Source organism: Methylophaga sp. UBA3613 (assembly GCF_002375415.1).
Classification (GTDB): domain Bacteria; phylum Pseudomonadota; class Gammaproteobacteria; order Nitrosococcales; family Methylophagaceae; genus Methylophaga.
Genome location: NZ_DFLS01000008.1, coordinates 226,012 through 242,885, shown reverse-complemented (window position 1 = coordinate 242,885; position 16,874 = coordinate 226,012). Strand labels below are relative to the sequence as shown.

Here is a 16,874-nt window from a genome sequence, read left to right as displayed (position 1 = left end):
TGCTTCTACTTTCACTGGCTTGAAGTTATCCAAATAGGAGAATTTTCCTGACTTCATCTGACGGGGTCAAGTATTAGCAAAAAAGCTATTTCAGCAGAAGCTAATAAGTAACGTAAAAACAATGATTTAATCCATATGTTTAATATGGTTATTTACTTGTTCAATTGCGGTGCATTAGTCGTCATCCGCATTAATTGTAAAAGTAAATCAATACTATTGGTTTTCTGCCTTCATTCAACAGCAAGTTATAGGTACGGCAAGCAGCGCCAAGTGACATGGTTTCCAGTGAGATCCCATACTGTGCCAGGTTGCCAGTAATTTGTAATATATTGGGAGTAATACCTTCGTTATTCACCATAATGACAACGTCAGCATTGAAGGATTTTATTATCTCAATTTGAGAATCGCTAGACTGTTCAGCGAGAGTTTGGAGATCCAGTGCATCGAATACACCTTCAGGAGATAAAACACAGTCATGTGTTATTTGTTGTGGAATTTGATTTGGAGCTTGAATCAGTAGAAAGCCGTCGCCATAACTTTTAATTACAAGAGCGTCAGTAACGGCTTCCTGACTAATTTTCATTTTTGTTAAAAACCAGCGGCATTATTAACGCGATCGCGTAATTCTTTTCCGGGTTTAAAGTGTGGTACATATTTTTCATCAAGTTTAACGGATTCACCGCTTTTTGGATTACGTCCTACTCTTGGTGGACGATGATGCAAGGTGAAACTGCCAAACCCTCTGATCTCAATACGATCACCACGTGACAGACAATCGCTCATCTGTTCAAGAATTAACTTCACCGCTAGTTCAACGTCTCGGTAATTCAATAGAGATTGTTTTTCGGATAGTATTTCTATCAAATCAGACTTGGTCATAATTTCCTAGATTCCCGGCAGTAGACTTTTGGGTTATGCCTTAAATAAAAAGGCAGCTGTATAACAAGAAAATGAGCATCCGGCCTGACCGGATGCTCACCCAATGATCAGATTAGCTGTCTTTCTGATTCATCTGTTCTTTCAGCAAATCACCTAAAGTGGTATTGCCGGAACTAACATTACTGTACTCTTTCACTGCTTCAGATTCTTCCTGATCATCCTTAGCTTTGATTGACAGAGTCAGCGTGCGATCCTTGCGAGACATTCCTGTAAATTTAGCTTCAACTTCATCACCGATATTCAGCACTTTGCTGGCATCTTCGATACGCTCACGTGCGATATCAGCTACGCGAACGTAACCTTCAACACCTTCAGCCAATTCAATCGTTGCACCTTTAGCATCAACTGCAATGACTTTACCAGTCACAACGGTGCCACGTGGGTGTTCAGACAGATAAGCTGAGAACGGATCGTCCTGCAATTGTTTGATACCCAGTGAAATCCGTTCACGTTCAGGGTCAATCGCCAATACAACCGCTTCCACTTCATCGCCTTTTTTGAAGTCACGAATTAATTCTTCGTTTTCTTCTTCCCAAGAGATGTCTGACAAGTGGATCAGGCCGTCAATGCCACCATCCAGACCAATGAAGATACCGAAATCAGTGATTGATTTGATAGCGCCGCTGACTTTATCACCTTTGTTATGAGTCATTGAGAACTCTTCCCAAGGGTTAGTCTGGCACTGTTTGATACCCAGTGAGATACGACGTCGTTCAGCGTCAATATCCAGAACCATAACTTCAACTTCATCACCCAAAGTAACCAGTTTAGAAGGGTGAACGTTTTTGTTGGTCCAGTCCATTTCAGACATGTGAACCAAACCTTCAACGCCATCTTCGATTTCAACAAAGCAACCGTAGTCAGCAATGTTAGTGACTTTACCCTGGATGCGGGTGCTGTTTGGATAACGACGTGCGATATCTTTCCATGGATCGTCGCCCAACTGTTTCAGGCCTAGCGATACACGTTCACGTTCTTTATCAAATTTCAGAACCTGTACATCGATTTCGTCACCGATAGCGACAACTTCTGAAGGATGTTTAACACGTTTCCATGCCATATCAGTGATATGCAACAGACCGTCAATACCACCCAAGTCAACAAACGCGCCGTAATCAGTCAGGTTCTTAACGATACCTTTAACAACTTTGCCTTCTTCCAATGTTTCCAGAAGGGCTTCGCGTTCAACGCTGTTCTCAGCTTCCATAATGGCACGACGAGAAACAACGATATTGTTACGTGGGCGATCCAGCTTAATCAGTTTGAACTCAAGCTCTTTGCCTTCGAGGTGTGAAGTATCACGGATAGGACGTACATCAACAAGTGAACCCGGCAGAAACGCTCGGATGTTTTCCAGATCTACAGTGAAACCACCTTTAACCTTACCGGAAATAATACCGATAACAGTTTCATTGGCTTCAAATGCATGTTCCAATCTAATCCATGCTTCAGCGGCTTTGGCTTTTTCACGTGATAATTGTGTTGCACCAAATCCATCTTCCAGTGTTTCCAGAGAAACATCGACCAAATCACCAACAGAAACGGTGATTTCACCTTTTTCGTTCATGAACTCGGCAACTGGGATAGCGCCTTCAGATTTCAGACCTGCGTTAACCATAACAACATCAGGACCAACATTGACTACCGTACCGGTAACAATTTTGCCTGGTTGCATTGGGGTTGCGTTTAGACTCTCTTCAAAGAGATCAGCAAAGCTTTCGCTCATTATAAATATCCTTGATCCTGTTCAGATAACAGAATCGCCCGTTAGTCCTGCGATTGCAGGAAATTAACAAAAAACCTGCCTGGAACACCCAGACAAGTACCCTAATAAATCAGCCGATTAATGCACTGACTTTTTCTAAAACAGCTTCGATACCGAGTTGTGTTGAATCGAGAATAACGGCATCATCGGCAGGCCGTAGTGGCGCTACTTCACGTTGCGTATCCCGTTCATCACGTTCTGATATTTCGGCTACGAGATCGGAAAGGTTACTATCAATTCCTTTCTCTTTCAACTGCTTATATCGTCTCTCCGCCCGAACCTTGGCACTGGCTGTGAGAAAGACTTTGTATGGCGCATCTGGAAACACCACCGTACCCATATCGCGGCCATCTGTGACTAAACCTGGCGGTTGGCAAAAATCACGCTGTCTTTGTAATAAAGCTGAGCGAACTGCCGGAAATGCGGCAACTTTTGATGCGGCATTGCCGGCCTGTTCAGAACGAATCAGTAACGAAACATCTTCGCCTTCGAGAACAACCTGCAACTGTCCATCCTTTAACACAAATTGCACATCCAGCTGACCCGCTATGGATGCCAGCGCTGCTTCATCAGTTAAATCAATTTGATGCTTTATTGCCGCTTGAGCCAGGACACGGTAAATTGCCCCACTATCCAGGTAGTGCCAACCCAGCTTTTCTGCCATACGCTGGGCCAAAGTGCCCTTTCCGGAGCCGCTTGGACCATCAATTGTTAATACAGGTATATCAGACATCGAAGGCATCAATCTGCAAACCACAGTGAGTCGCTAATTCGACAAAATTTGGAAATGAGGTGGCCACATTGGCACAGTCATTAATCTGTATGGCGCCGCCAGCCTGTAATGCCGCCATAGCAAATGACATCGCAATACGGTGATCACCATGTCCATCCACTTCGCCACTGCCAATAATGCCACCTTCTATAATCATGCCATCAGGCGTTGGCTGAGCGTCTATGCCTAGTGCCTGTAATCCATCAGCCATGACCTGAATTCGATCACTCTCTTTAACCCGTAATTCTTCAGCACCCGTCAATACTGTGCGGCCTTCTGCACAGGCTGCGGCAATAAATATTGCCGGAAATTCATCAATCGCCAATGGCACCTGATCCTGAGGAATTTCAATTCCGCTCAACGGTGCATAGCGAACCCGGATATCTGCCACCGGTTCACCACCGGTTACCGCTTCGTTGCTCAAGCTTATATCCGCACCCATTTGCTTCAAAATATTGATGACACCCGTCCGCGTAGGGTTAATACCTACATGTTGCAGAGTAATATCCGAACCCGGTGCAATAGCGGCTCCCACCATAAAGAACGTGGCCGAGGAAATATCGCCGGGCACATCAATACTGGTTGCGGTTAATTTTCCGCCACCCTGAATACTGATGCGGTTACCGTGAACCACGACTGGATATCCCATGCCTTGCAACATGCGTTCAGTATGATCGCGAGTTGGGGCAGGTTCCGTCACGCTAGTGGTTCCTTCAGCATACATGCCGGCAAGTAACAGACAGGATTTAACCTGAGCACTGGCCATTGGCAAGTCATATTCAATAGCCTTTAATTTATGGCCACCATGAATAGTCAGAGGCGGTTTACCATCAGCACTATCGATATTTGCCCCCATCAGGGCTAAGGGGTCGGTTACCCGACGCATGGGACGACCTGATAAAGATTTATCACCACTCATCGTCACATCAAAACTTTGCCCTGCCAGTAAACCACTTAATAAGCGAATTGACGTGCCAGAGTTACCGACATATACATCATTTTCCGGGGCTTTCAGTCCATGCATACCGACACCATGCACGGTGACTTTGCCATCCGTCGGACCATCAATTTTGACACCCATGGCACGAAAAGCGGCCAATGTCGCCAGTGCATCTTCACCTTCCAGAAAACCGCTGATTTCAGTCACACCCTCTGCCAGTGATCCCAGCATAATAGAACGATGTGAAATGGATTTATCTCCGGGCACGCGGAAGCTGCCTGTTAATTGACCACCAGCCTGTACTATAAATTTACGATCCTGCTGCCCGCTCACGCTACTGTTCACTCCCACTTTACACTTCGCTGTTATCTTTCAGATCTGGATCGGCGAAACGTGTATCTCTGGCCCGTTTTGCTCGCCCGAATATATCAATAAGATAATCGCCATCATCTTGCCGAATCGCCTGTTCAATCTTATCCAGACCACTACGATATTGTTGTAATAATTCTAGAATCGCACTACGGTTGCCGAGGCAGATATCCCGCCACATCACTGCATCACTTGACGCGATCCGGGAAAAATCTCGAAAGCCACCAGCGGCATATCGCAATACTTCATCGCAATCTTCACGCTGGGCTAACATTCCGACCAGATTAAACGCCAAAACATGCGGTAAATGACTGGTAGCAGCCAGCACCACATCATGATGCTCAACCTCCATTTCAAATACATCTGCACCGGCCTGTTGCCACATTTGACGCACTTGTTCCAGAGCTGATTTATTGGTTTCTGCCACTGGGGTTAAAACGACCCGATGCTGTTGATAAAGCTCAGCAAACGCAGCTGATGGGCCACTTTTCTCAGTACCGGCAATCGGATGGCCTGGCACAAAGTGATCAAACTTAATCCCCAATGCCTGGCGAGCCGCATCAATAACCTGTTGTTTGGCACTGCCACCATCAGTCACAATCGTCTGCGGTTTAAGATGCGGTGCTATTTGTTCAAATACTGCCTGCATCGCCCCCATTGGTACTGCCACAAATACCATATCGGCATCTGCTACGGCCTCCGCCAGCGACGCTGCTGCTTTATCGATAATACCTAACGCCAAAGCTTCTTCACGCGCGGCCTGAGAGCGAGAGAAACCTGTCACCTGTTCAACCAATCCGGCTTTTTTTAATGCCAAAGCCAGTGAACCGCCAATCAGTCCAACGCCGATGATAGCCAGATGATTAATCATTTGGCCTCTGACAAACTGTTTGCCAATGCTTCAAGACAACGCTGGTTTTCATGCTCCAGGCCGATGCTGATGCGTAAATGGTTTGGCAGACCATAGCCTGCAACCGGTCTGACAATAACGCCCTGTTGCAGCAGCTTTTCATAAATATCAGCAGCATTGGTGTTTACATCAACACAGATAAAATTGGCTTTTGAGGGAATATAATTCAATCCCATCGCATCAAAGCCATCGATGTATTGCTGCATCCCTTCGGTATTCACCTGTTTAGCACGTTGCAGATAATCTTCATCGCCCAACGCGGCAATCGCAGCACTCATCGCCAGATGATTGACATTAAATGGCTGGCGCAGACGATTTAATAAATCAGCAATCTCTGGACTTGATAGCGCAAAACCCACCCGTAATCCCGCAAGACCATAAGCCTTGGAAAAGGTACGGCAAATGATTAAGTTAGGAAACTGTTTGAGCCAATCAATGCTGTTTACCTCTTCATCGCCATATTCAATATAGGCTTCATCCAATACGACTATCACGTTATCAGCAACTGACTGCAGAAAAGTATGAACTTCCGTTGCCGGAATATGCGTTCCGGTGGGATTGTTAGGATTGGCAATAAAAATCAGCTTGGTTTTTTCAGTGATGGCCCGCTGCATGGCTGTTAAATCATGTCCATACTGTTTGGCGGGCACTTCCACCAATGTGGCACCTATTGCCTGCGTCACCAATGGATATACTGCAAACGCGTGTTGGGAGAATATGACTTCATCCGCAGGTGAAGCAAAACAGCGAGCAATAAGCTCCAGCACATCGTTAGAACCATTCCCTAAGGTAATCTGGTTGGCATCAATCTGAAACTTTTCAGATAAAGCCAGTTTTAATGCATAGCCATTACCATCCGGATAACGGGTTAAATCGCGAGTTGCCAACGCAATTGCAGCTTGTGCAGCTTGTGATGGACCAATCGGACTCTCATTTGAGGCGAGTTTGATGACATCTCTTACGCCATATTGACGTTGTAATTCCTCAATGGGTTTTCCCGGTACATAAGGCTGCAAACCGGCAATGCTTTCTACCGCTAAATCACACAGATTCATTTTTGCTCCGCTGGTTTTTTGAAACTATCCACAATCAACAATACGGCGCCAATACAAATAGCCGCATCGGCTATGTTAAAGGCTGGCCAGTGATAACTTCCAACATAGATATCTATAAAATCAATAACATAGCCATAGATGAATCGATCAATAACATTGCCGATAGCACCGCCAATAATCAATGCAATTGCTATCGCTTCGACTTTTGCCTGCGCTTTCAAACGTGATAACCAAATCATTAACACTATTGAAACGGAGATCGCCAGACCAATAAAGAAAAAGCGTTGCCAACCACCGGCCCCCGCCAGAAAACTGAATGCCGCTCCACTATTATGTGCCAAAGTGAAATTGAAATACGGCATCACGGCAACGGTTTGATAAAGCTCCAGCCAGTTTGCCATAACAACTTTGGTCAGCTGATCCAGCACAATAACCAGGGCGCTAATCCATAACCACTTCATCATAATATTGGCCTCAGGCAAAACGGCGGGTTTCGCCATCGCCATCTACGTTTTCAACACAGCGACCACATAATTCAGGGTGGTCAGCGTGACTGCCCACATCGTCAGTTTGGTGCCAGCAACGTTCGCAGCGAGAATTTGCAGAAGCTTGAATATTGACTGCCAGGCCCGTCAAACCGGTATTAATAGCCGTTCCCGGTTTATCTGCCATTGCAAAACGCCTCGCCGACGATGTAATCAATACGAACTTCAACTCATCGCCAACTTTATTCAATACATCCAGCAACTTATCTTCTGCATACAGATTAACGTCAGCAGTTAAACCGCCTTTTACTTCGCCGTGATTTCGTTTGTTTTCCAATTCTTTTGCTACGGCTTCACGTACAGAAAACAACTGTTGCCAATCAGCCACCGACAAAACACTATCTTGCGATAACGGTTCCAGAGATTGATACCAGTCATTCAATAACACCGAAGCATTACGTTGACCCGGAATAAACTCCCAAAGCTCATCCGCAGTGAAACTCAGTATCGGTGCAATCCAGCGGCTTAACGCTTCGAGGATATGATACATAGCTGTTTGCGATGAACGGCGTCCAAGGCTGTCAGCTGGCATCGTATACTGCCGATCTTTGGTGATATCCAGATAGGCACTGCCCAGCTCATTGGCACAGAAGTTATGTACTTTCTGATAAATCAGATGGAACTGATAGCTTTCATAAGCCGCCAGGATTTCCAGCTGCAGATGATAGGCACGATCCAGTACCCAGCGATCCAGTGGTAATAACTTCTCCGTGGCGACCAGATTGGCGGCAGGATCAAAATCATTCAGATTCGATAATAAATACCGTGCAGTATTACGAATACGGCGATATGAGTCCGCGGTGCGTTTCAGAATTTCATCCGATACCGTCATTTCAGCACTGTAATCCGTCGCCGCTACCCAGAGACGGATAATATCGGCACCAAGATTATTGACTACTTTTTGCGGTGAAACCGTATTGCCCTTGGATTTGGACATTTTCTTCCCTTCGGCATCCACGGTAAACCCGTGGGTCAGCACCGCTTTGTAAGGTGCTTTACCAGTAGTAGCAACTGATGTCAGTAATGATGATTGGAACCAGCCACGATGTTGATCACTGCCTTCAAGATACAAATCCGCAGGGCGTTGTAAATCATCACGCCGGGTTAACACGCAGGCATGTGAGACTCCGGAATCAAACCAGACATCCAGCGTATCGGTGACTTTGAAATAATTTTCTGCGTCTGCACCAATCAAATCGCTGGCATCCATATCAAACCAGGCATCGATACCCTCCTGTTCAACAGCCAAAGCAACTTTTTCGATTAAAGCCTGTGAATCGGGATGTAATTCCCCACTCTGCTTATGAACAAATAATGGAATAGGCACACCCCAGGTACGTTGGCGAGAGATACACCAATCCGGACGACCTGACACCATATTTTCAATACGTTTCTGGCCCCAGTCCGGCATCCATTTAGTGGTAGCAATCGCCTGCATGGCCTGATCGCGCAAACCATTCTGATTCATGCTGACAAACCATTGAGGTGTGGCACGAAAAATAATCGGCGTTTTATGCCGCCAGCAATGTGGATAGCTGTGACGGATATCGATATGGCACAGCAAAGCCGATTTTTCTTTTAATAATTCAATAACCTGTGGATTGGCCTTAAATACCGACTCACCGGCAAACACTGGGGTATCAGGCAAAAACACACCATTGCCCCCCACTGGATTATCTACTTCCAGCTTATATTTCAGACCAACAATATAATCATCCTGACCGTGACCGGGAGCAGTATGTACCGCACCGGTACCGGCATCAGTCGTGACATGGTCACCCAGAATAACTGGCACCTTGCGATCATAAAACGGGTGTTGCAACTGTAAACCTTCAAGCGTTGCGCCTTTAACCCGGGCAATCACTTCACCGGTTAATTGATAACGTTCCAGCGCTTTTTCATACAACGCTTCAGCGAGCACCAAACGCTCGTTATCACATTGCACCACAACATAATCTAACTCAGGATGTAAACAAACAGCCTGATTGGCAGGCAGTGTCCATGGTGTGGTAGTCCAGATAGCAATGCTGACAGCGCCAGAGCCATTGTTCGGACAGGCTTTATCAAATGCAGCCACATCGACCAAAGGAAAACGGACATCAATGGCCGGTGACGTTTTATCCTCATATTCGACTTCGGCTTCAGCCAAAGCTGAACCACAATCCACACACCAGTGAACCGGTTTCACACCCTTGTGTAAATGACCGTTTTCAATGATTTCACCCAATGTGCGGATAATGTCAGCCTCAAACTGAAAATCCATGGTCAGATAAGGATTATCCCAATCGGCCAGTACACCCAGTCGTTTGAAATCTTCACGTTGCCCATCAACCTGTTTAGCCGCATAGTCACGACAGGCCTGACGGAACTCTGCCGGACTGACTTTTACACCGGGCTTACCAACTTTTTTCTCGACATTTAATTCAATAGGCAGACCATGGCAATCCCAGCCGGGAACATAGGGAGTATCAAAACCACTAAGGGTTTTGGATTTAAGAATAATATCCTTGAGGATTTTATTAACGGCATGGCCGATATGGATTTCACCATTGGCATATGGAGGTCCATCATGCAGAATGAATTTGGGTTTATTTTGATTTTTTTGTCGCAACTGCTGATAAAGGTCTTGCTCCTGCCAATGCTTTAACATTACTGGCTCACGATTGGGCAAGCCAGCTTTCATTGGAAAGTCAGTCGCAGGAAGATTTAAAGTCTGTTTGTAGTCGGCCACAAAACGTCTCGTTGTCGTCAAATAATAAAGCGCTCGATTATACGGGTTTTTCGCGCTGACCTAAATCACTGAAAAGAGTTTGTTTGGCCTTTGCCTGATGTTACACAGTAAAATGCCCAATCATTGTCCCCTTTGTTAATTTAAGAGCACCACATTCAATGACTGCAACGGAAAAAGTGATCATTAAAGGCATCACCAAAGACGGCGGTAAATTTCGCCCCAGTGACTGGGCTGAACGACTGTGTGGTGCGGTGGCCAGTTATGGTCCTGGTAGAAGAATTATCTTTCACCCACGGGTAAAACTCGCCTCATTGGAAGGCACAAAATGTGTAGTAATTGATGCGCAGCTTGAAGAAGAAGATGTCATGTTGTTCGAGTTTCTCATCGAATTTGCTGACGATAACCAGCTGCAAGTTGAAAGAATGGCGAAGCTACCCGAATCATAGGCTGAAGATTGGCGCTATTTTAGTCTCAACAGAGATGACGATGGAAAGATAAACAGGCTCTAATCTTCATGTTCGGCGTCCGGCCAGTTCTGGATATAATTTTTTAACAGTTTATTTTCAAACTTCGCTTTTTTCAGCAGCTCTTCCACAATATCGGTTATGGATAACATGCCTTCAAGATTGCCTTTGTAAACTACCGGTAAATGACGGATATTATGCTCGACCATCATATTCATCACTTCTTCAAGCGTATTATCCGGATCACAAGTATAGGGATTGGGTGTCATGGCATCAGCGGCAGTTTTCGGCTCCCACATGGCGTGCTTCTTGTGCAACACATTCAGCAAATCACGCTCTGACAAAATTCCCACTAACGCACCGTTATCCGTCACCACTAATGAACCAATACGATGTTCCATCATCAAATGAACGGCTTTGTCCAGCGAATCGGTTGGTGTCAGGCCGATAACCGGCTTACCTTTGTTTTTGGTAATGAGTCTGACTTTCATCTCTCTCTCCGGTAACGAATGGAAAATTCATTCTGCTTGAGAGTGGCGCCAATTAGCAAGACTGTCAATAAAGTTTCAATATAAATCAGAGGCTACAAGCCGAAGCTATGTAGCCTCATATGTCCATTACCAGTTGTAACTGCCCGTTAGCATAACACGGCGCCCTTCACCGAAATAACATAGTTGTTCAGTGCATGACGTATCGTATTCTTTATCGAATAAATTTGTGACGTGTAATGCCAGTCCAATATTTTGAATCTGATAACGCAGGCTGGCATCCATAACGGTATAACTTTCACTGTCCAGCTCAGCGACGGTCTCACCGGTTACAAAAGCAATCGTGTTGTTATTTAACGTCGAGTAGCTGCTTTGACCCACATAACGCAGCCCCAAACCTAATCCCAAGTTTTTAAACATCCCGGTTTGTTGGGTATAGTCCAGCCAGACACTGGCAGTCTCGTCAGGTTGCATTGGGGTTCGACTGTCTTCTTCCCAGGCATTAGGTGATTTGGTGATACGAGCATTAATATAACTATAGGCTGCCGATAATCTGAAACTATCTGATAAAGCCATTGCAGCTTCAATTTCTACCCCTTTGGATTTAACTTCACCGACTTGCCGGCGAGTGGCTACACCGGCAGAGTTATATTCACTTAACACATAATTCTCTTTGGTCAGTTCAAACAAAGCCAAACTGATAAAGCTGTCGCTGCCTTCAGGTTGAAATTTAACCCCAATCTCATATTGATCAGAGAGCTCGGGATCGAACAAATTACCGTTAACATCGGTATCGTTGACAACATTAAATGCTTCGCTATAACTGATATAAGGCGCAATACCATTATCAAACTTGTAGACAAGACCCAATCGACCGGAAAACTGTTTTTCTGACTGACTAACATCAGAAGCAGAATTTTCCCTGTCAAAATTGACATCAATATCCGTTTTCACCCAGTCATAACGCCCACCCACCATCAGACGCCATTTGTTATAGGCAATCTGATCCTGAAGATAGGCACCAGTCTGACGACTGTAAACCTCTCGATCTTTTAGCAAGGCCGGATAGGCGATCTCCTGATCATAGTCAGGACTCAGGTAGTTAATAGACGGGGCATTACTTCTGTAGCGCTGTTCATCGGCATTGCTATAGCGCCAATCCAAACCAATCATCATTTGGTGAGCCAGAGCACCTGTGTCAAAAACCGTTTCAAGACGATTATCAATGGCAAGCGCATCCAGTTTTTCATTCTCTATTGCTGCGTTGCGCTGTAAGTCAGCGGTAAGGGGATTACCACCGCGTAGTGACAGATAGCGATAGTTGAGATCCACCTTGTCATAGCGAAGGTTTTGGCGAAATGCCCAACTATCGTTGATGACATGGGAGAACTCGTAACCCACTGATTGATAATCACGCTCGAACTTGTTGAAATCATCATCACCAATAAAAAAGCCGTTATCAATATCGTAAGTTGTCCCCATAGCGTTGAAAGCTTCAAGAATATAAGGCGAGAGATGTTGATTAAAACTGTAGATCTGATCATCTTTTTGTTGCAATGCTAACAGCGTAAGTTGTGTGTCATCACTTATATTCCAGGTAATTGATGGTGCGATCAATTTACGCCTGGTTTCATTTTGATCGACTTCTGTGTTGGCCTCATTGCCCAAGACTATCAGGCGATATAAAAATTGGCCGTCTTCATCAATCGCGCCGCTGAAATCACCACTTAATTCAGCAAAATCATCCGATCCCGCAGATACTCGCAATTCACGTCGTGTTTCTTCGGTCGGCCGTTTACTGACCAGATTCACCAGACCACCCGGCTGCGCCTGCCCATAAAGCACTGAACTAGGGCCACGGAGCACTTCGATCCGTTCCAGTGTGTAATTATCAGCCCGTGGCAAACCGTAAAGACTGGTCGGTTGCAATAAACCATCTCGGTAAACTTGTGATTTGGCATCAAAACCGCGCAGACTGAACCAGTCATAACGTGTGTCATAGCCGTAAGGAACACTCAAGCTCGGCGTGTAACGTAATGCATCCTGAACATTTAATGCCCCACGAAGCTGCAGTTGCTGCTGGGTAATAACAGAAACGGATTGTGGTGTATCCAATAAATCGGCACTGCCTTTGGTGGCTGAGGTACTTCGGACAGCTGCATATCCCGCTAATGGTGCATAAGGCGAAATGACTGTCTGCTGTCCCGTTACGGTAACCACTGGCAATAAGGCACTTGTCGAACCTGTATCAGTGATCAAGAAACTCTTATCCGCTTGTTTTTGAACAGTAAGTGAGGTGGGTTTTAATAACTGTGTTAAGCCTGCTTCTACTGAATATTCCCCGCGGAGTCCTTGACTTTGCAGTCCCTGAGTCAGTTCTGGTGAGTAGGTCAATAAAATATCGGCTTGATGGCCAAATTGATTTAAAACAGAAGACAGTGAGCCTGCGCTGATATCAAACTTAACTTGATCATGAAGGCCTTTGGTCGACATTTCAGCCGCTTGCACTGTATTGGTTGTGGTGAACAATAAGCCACCACTAAAGAGTATTGCGAGGGTCACGGCGCTCAATAGCGTCGGTGTTTGAAGGGTAGTTTTTAACATTTTATTTCTCGTTCTCCAGTAACAATTCAAGTCTCTATCTGTACTGTCACGTGAGAAATAAAAACGGACCACAAAAAATTAATTTTTTGATTTTGCCTTCAATGTTATCCAGTAGCGGGTTCGGTAAACCAGTTCAATCGGCAGTGAGGTCGTTAACGCTCGAAGGACACGATCAATATCATCCAGCGGATAGGTACCCGAAACCCGCATTTGGCTCACCGAGTTATCACAATGAATCCAGCCATGGTGGTGATAACCAAGCTCTTTTACAAAGTCACTCAGGAACATCGCATCAACAACCAGTATATTTTGCTGCCAGGCCAGATCACTACTCTCCGCAGCCATCAATTCACTTAAGCCATTCTGGTCAAATACCAGTTTCTGTCCTGACTCTATGCGTAACGGTGAAAAGCGCAATTGATCTGTTTGCCATAAATTGACGGCTCCCTCATAGACAGCCAATAATCCGTCTTGCTCACGGCTGCGAATATAAAACCGGGTACCAAGTGGTTGAAAACGCGCCCATGCAGCATAAACGACCAACGGCCTGGTGGCCTCATCCCTAGCTGTTTCTATCAATACATCGCCGGTTAACAAATAAATGCTACGTTCATTTATGGAAAAACTGACGTTAATAGCACTCTCTGCATTGAGCTCAATTCGCGTACCGTCGTTGAGAGTAATTTGCCTGGTTTCGCCCTTACCAGTGCGGTAGTCAGCCGCCATAACTGGAAATAACTGATGACGTTGTAAAGCGATCCCACCACCAGCACCGACAAAAGCGATGGCGAGGATGGATCGAAGCAATTGGCGACGATTTTTGTTCTCAAGCGTCACACTTTTATGGGTAAGCGTTTTGGAAATTGGGTTAGCCAATGAGCCCAATTCATGATTGAATTGTTCGATTTTCAACCACGCTTGATAATGCGTTTGGTCACTATCGATCCATGCTTTCCAGCTTCGTTGGAGCTCGGCATCCTGTGGGCTTTCTTTGAGCGAGAAATACCATTCCACCGCTTGTACAGCAATATCTTCGTTAATCTTCAGTGCCGCCATAGTTTATTGAAGATTAATAGCGAAATAACACTGTGCGGCAGCCTGAATCAGATAACGCTTAACGGTGGAAATGGAAATATTGAGTTTCTCGGCAATCTGCTGGTAACGCATACCATCAAGCTGGGAATACAAAAAAGCCCGTTTGACTATGGCAGGCAATCCATCCAAACGCGCATTTATCTCTACTATCGTTTCGATAATCACAGCCCGCTCCTCTTCTGAAGGATGCAATGGTTCTGGATACGCCCGCAAAGCGTCGAGGTAAGCCTGTTCAATTTGCTGGTGACGCCAATGATTGGCAAGACTGCGGCGAGCGATAGTTGTCAGAAAGGCCCGCGGCTCATGGATCTGTTTGTTTTCTTCACGAGTCAGTAATTTAACAAACACATCATGAGAAATATCCGCCGCAAATTCAGGAGAGTCCAGTTTTCTGCGTAGCCAACTCAGCAGCCAAGAGTGATGATCTTTATATAATTCGCCAATATAGTGCTGATCGATTATCTCTGAAGCCGACATGGAAAACTTGACCGTATAAAGTAATGAGAATCATTATCATATAATGACAGACATTACATAGGCAAACTGTCGTGCCGACTAAATCAGAGATGTTCGCGGGTAGAACGAAACTCAATTTCCGGCCAGCGTTCCATTGTCAGATCCAGATTGACCCGTGTCGGGGCAATATAGGTGAGGTTGTCTGCTCCGTCCAGAGCCAGATTCATCGACGCTTTACGCTTGAATTCCTCCAGCTTTTTCACATCATCGCAATACACCCAGCGTGCGGTATGCACCTGAACCGGTTCATATGCGCATTCAACACCATACTCACCTTTCAATCGGTGTACGACAACATCAAATTGCAATACACCAACCGCGCCGAGAATCAGGTCATTGTTATCCAATGGACGAAATAACTGGGTGGCGCCCTCTTCACTGAGTTGTTGTAATCCTTTTAACAAGGCTTTGTTTTTTAATGGATCTTTTAAACGAACGCGCCGGAATAATTCTGGAGCAAAGTAAGGAATGCCGGTGAATTGCAGATCTTCACCCTGGGTAAAGGTATCGCCAATCTGGATGGTGCCATGATTATGTAACCCGAGAATATCACCCGGCCACGCTTCTTCAGCCTGCTCCCGCTCAGCAGCCATAAAGGTCACTGCATTGGCGATAGTCACATCTTTGCCAATGCGCGTCTGCCGGAGTTTCATGCCTTTGGTGTAATGACCGCTACAGACACGCATAAAGGCAATGCGATCCCGATGCTTTGGATCCATATTGGCCTGGATCTTAAATACAAAGCCGCTGAAGACATCTTCATCGGCGGCTACGTCACGGGTTTTTGTTTCCCTTGGTTGTGGTGCTGGCGCATATTCAACATAGGCATCCATCAATTCGGTGACACCAAAGTTATTCATTGCTGAACCAAAAAACACCGGGGTCATTTGTCCAGACAAAAAGTCATCAAGATTAAATTGATCACTGGCACCGCGAACCAGTTCAATTTCTTCCCTTAAATCCTCAGCCATAGAGCCGAATAGTTCATCCAGACGCGGATTATCCAATCCTTGAATCACTTCACCTGCATCGGCATCTTTGCCATGCGCTTCGAACAAGCGAATATTGTCATTATAAAGATGAAAAATCCCTTTAAAGCCTTTTCCCATACCAATTGGCCAGGTAATTGGTGCACAGCGGATATTCAGAATATTTTCAACTTCGCTAAGCAGATCCAAAGGATCACGGCCTTCCCGATCCAACTTGTTGATAAAGGTTAGTATTGGCGTATCGCGTAGACGGCAGACTTCCATTAATTTAATGGTACGTTCTTCGACACCTTTGGCACTGTCAATAACCATCAATGCAGAATCTACTGCTGTCAGCGTGCGATAGGTATCCTCAGAAAAATCAGCATGGCCTGGTGTGTCCAACAGATTTACAATGCGGTCTTTATAGGGAAATTGCATCACTGAAGAGGTCACTGAGATACCCCGCTCCTTCTCCATTTCCATCCAGTCCGAGGTGGCATGCTTATCGGTTTTGCGTGATTTCACGCTACCAGCCATTTGAATAGCCCCCCCAAATAACAACAGTTTTTCAGTCAAGGTGGTTTTACCGGCATCAGGATGCGAGATAATGGCAAAGGTGCGTCGTTTTGAGACTTGTTTCTGTAACAGGCTTTCGGACATATTGACTCAGTTTAAAATTAGATAGGCCAAGCAAACTTGGCAGCACGCGC

General features: G+C 45.5%; 15 protein-coding genes. 1 reads left to right on the top strand and 14 read right to left on the bottom strand.

All coding sequences use genetic code 11. From position 1 onward, the window contains the following. Nucleotides 1–190: 190 nt before the first annotated feature. From B3S93_RS11030 to ileS, 9 genes are all read right to left on the bottom strand, one after another. Nucleotides 191–583, bottom strand: coding sequence for an MTH938/NDUFAF3 family protein (locus B3S93_RS11030; RefSeq protein ID WP_292355434.1), 393 nt, complete (start codon nucleotides 581–583; stop codon nucleotides 191–193). A 5-nt stretch (nucleotides 584–588) separates the two neighbouring features. Continuing rightward, a complete protein-coding gene (locus B3S93_RS11025; RefSeq protein WP_069296502.1) occupies nucleotides 589–879 on the bottom strand; it encodes an integration host factor subunit beta in 291 nt (96 codons plus the stop codon). Nucleotides 880–991: 112 nt separating this feature from the next. Next, nucleotides 992–2,665 (bottom strand): 30S ribosomal protein S1, encoded by a 1,674-nt coding sequence (gene rpsA, locus B3S93_RS11020; protein WP_292355430.1) that lies wholly within the window; start codon nucleotides 2,663–2,665, stop codon nucleotides 992–994. A 109-nt stretch (nucleotides 2,666–2,774) separates the two neighbouring features. Then, nucleotides 2,775–3,437, bottom strand: a complete 663-nt coding sequence (cmk, locus tag B3S93_RS11015; RefSeq protein WP_292402108.1) for a (d)CMP kinase — start codon at nucleotides 3,435–3,437, stop codon at nucleotides 2,775–2,777. Beyond that, nucleotides 3,430–4,749 (bottom strand): 3-phosphoshikimate 1-carboxyvinyltransferase, encoded by a 1,320-nt coding sequence (aroA, locus tag B3S93_RS11010; protein ID WP_292402105.1) that lies wholly within the window; start codon nucleotides 4,747–4,749, stop codon nucleotides 3,430–3,432. The genes cmk and aroA overlap by 8 nt, the downstream gene beginning before the upstream one ends. A 19-nt stretch (nucleotides 4,750–4,768) precedes the next feature. Beyond that, nucleotides 4,769–5,656 carry a prephenate dehydrogenase gene (locus B3S93_RS11005; protein WP_292402102.1) on the bottom strand — a complete coding sequence of 296 codons (888 nt, stop codon included), beginning with the start codon at nucleotides 5,654–5,656 and terminating at the stop codon, nucleotides 4,769–4,771. Continuing rightward, complete coding sequence (gene hisC / locus B3S93_RS11000) at nucleotides 5,653–6,750, bottom strand: histidinol-phosphate transaminase (protein ID WP_292402100.1); 1,098 nt, start codon at nucleotides 6,748–6,750, stop codon at nucleotides 5,653–5,655. Before hisC ends, B3S93_RS11005 begins: the two co-directional genes overlap by 4 nt. Beyond that, the gene (gene lspA, locus B3S93_RS10995; protein WP_292402385.1) at nucleotides 6,747–7,214 is read right to left on the bottom strand and encodes a signal peptidase II; all 468 of its coding nucleotides are present in this window, start codon (nucleotides 7,212–7,214) and stop codon (nucleotides 6,747–6,749) included. Before lspA ends, hisC begins: the two co-directional genes overlap by 4 nt. Nucleotides 7,215–7,224: 10 nt before the next feature. Beyond that, nucleotides 7,225–10,026 carry an isoleucine--tRNA ligase gene (gene ileS / locus B3S93_RS10990; protein ID WP_292748823.1) on the bottom strand — a complete coding sequence of 934 codons (2,802 nt, stop codon included), beginning with the start codon at nucleotides 10,024–10,026 and terminating at the stop codon, nucleotides 7,225–7,227. Between the two features lie 158 nt (nucleotides 10,027–10,184). Here ileS and B3S93_RS10985 point away from each other — a divergent pair, with 158 nt between their 5' ends. Further along, the gene (locus tag B3S93_RS10985) at nucleotides 10,185–10,472 is read left to right on the top strand and encodes a DUF3579 domain-containing protein (RefSeq protein ID WP_292355419.1); all 288 of its coding nucleotides are present in this window, start codon (nucleotides 10,185–10,187) and stop codon (nucleotides 10,470–10,472) included. 59 nt (nucleotides 10,473–10,531) lie between these two features. Here the strand turns inward: B3S93_RS10985 and B3S93_RS10980 are convergent, their stop codons facing one another. The 5 genes from B3S93_RS10980 to B3S93_RS10960 all read right to left on the bottom strand — a co-directional run bounded on the left by B3S93_RS10980 (nucleotide 10,532) and on the right by B3S93_RS10960 (nucleotide 16,824). Continuing rightward, nucleotides 10,532–10,981 carry a CBS domain-containing protein gene (locus tag B3S93_RS10980; protein ID WP_292355418.1) on the bottom strand — a complete coding sequence of 150 codons (450 nt, stop codon included), beginning with the start codon at nucleotides 10,979–10,981 and terminating at the stop codon, nucleotides 10,532–10,534. A gap of 126 nt (nucleotides 10,982–11,107) precedes the next feature. Then, nucleotides 11,108–13,582 carry a TonB-dependent siderophore receptor gene (locus B3S93_RS10975; RefSeq protein ID WP_292402094.1) on the bottom strand — a complete coding sequence of 825 codons (2,475 nt, stop codon included), beginning with the start codon at nucleotides 13,580–13,582 and terminating at the stop codon, nucleotides 11,108–11,110. Nucleotides 13,583–13,660: 78 nt separating this feature from the next. Beyond that, nucleotides 13,661–14,638, bottom strand: a complete 978-nt coding sequence (locus B3S93_RS10970) for a FecR domain-containing protein (protein ID WP_292402091.1) — start codon at nucleotides 14,636–14,638, stop codon at nucleotides 13,661–13,663. Between the two features lie 3 nt (nucleotides 14,639–14,641). Further along, nucleotides 14,642–15,154, bottom strand: a complete 513-nt coding sequence (locus tag B3S93_RS10965) for a sigma-70 family RNA polymerase sigma factor (protein WP_292402089.1) — start codon at nucleotides 15,152–15,154, stop codon at nucleotides 14,642–14,644. An 83-nt stretch (nucleotides 15,155–15,237) separates the two neighbouring features. Further along, the gene (locus tag B3S93_RS10960) at nucleotides 15,238–16,824 is read right to left on the bottom strand and encodes a peptide chain release factor 3 (protein ID WP_292402086.1); all 1,587 of its coding nucleotides are present in this window, start codon (nucleotides 16,822–16,824) and stop codon (nucleotides 15,238–15,240) included. Between the last annotated feature and the right edge of the window lie 50 nt (nucleotides 16,825–16,874).

Coding starts and splice junctions, on each gene's coding strand:
- B3S93_RS10975 (WP_292402094.1), bottom strand. CDS start 13,582: ATGTTAAAAACTACCCTTCAAACACCGACGCTATTGAGCGCCGTGACC.
- cmk (WP_292402108.1), bottom strand. CDS start 3,437: ATGTCTGATATACCTGTATTAACAATTGATGGTCCAAGCGGCTCCGGA.
- rpsA (WP_292355430.1), bottom strand. CDS start 2,665: ATGAGCGAAAGCTTTGCTGATCTCTTTGAAGAGAGTCTAAACGCAACC.
- lspA (WP_292402385.1), bottom strand. CDS start 7,214: ATGATGAAGTGGTTATGGATTAGCGCCCTGGTTATTGTGCTGGATCAG.
- B3S93_RS10980 (WP_292355418.1), bottom strand. CDS start 10,981: ATGAAAGTCAGACTCATTACCAAAAACAAAGGTAAGCCGGTTATCGGC.
- B3S93_RS10965 (WP_292402089.1), bottom strand. CDS start 15,154: ATGTCGGCTTCAGAGATAATCGATCAGCACTATATTGGCGAATTATAT.
- B3S93_RS11005 (WP_292402102.1), bottom strand. CDS start 5,656: ATGATTAATCATCTGGCTATCATCGGCGTTGGACTGATTGGCGGTTCA.
- B3S93_RS11030 (WP_292355434.1), bottom strand. CDS start 583: ATGAAAATTAGTCAGGAAGCCGTTACTGACGCTCTTGTAATTAAAAGT.
- B3S93_RS10985 (WP_292355419.1), top strand. CDS start 10,185: ATGACTGCAACGGAAAAAGTGATCATTAAAGGCATCACCAAAGACGGC.
- B3S93_RS11025 (WP_069296502.1), bottom strand. CDS start 879: ATGACCAAGTCTGATTTGATAGAAATACTATCCGAAAAACAATCTCTA.
- B3S93_RS10960 (WP_292402086.1), bottom strand. CDS start 16,824: ATGTCCGAAAGCCTGTTACAGAAACAAGTCTCAAAACGACGCACCTTT.
- B3S93_RS10970 (WP_292402091.1), bottom strand. CDS start 14,638: ATGGCGGCACTGAAGATTAACGAAGATATTGCTGTACAAGCGGTGGAA.
- hisC (WP_292402100.1), bottom strand. CDS start 6,750: ATGAATCTGTGTGATTTAGCGGTAGAAAGCATTGCCGGTTTGCAGCCT.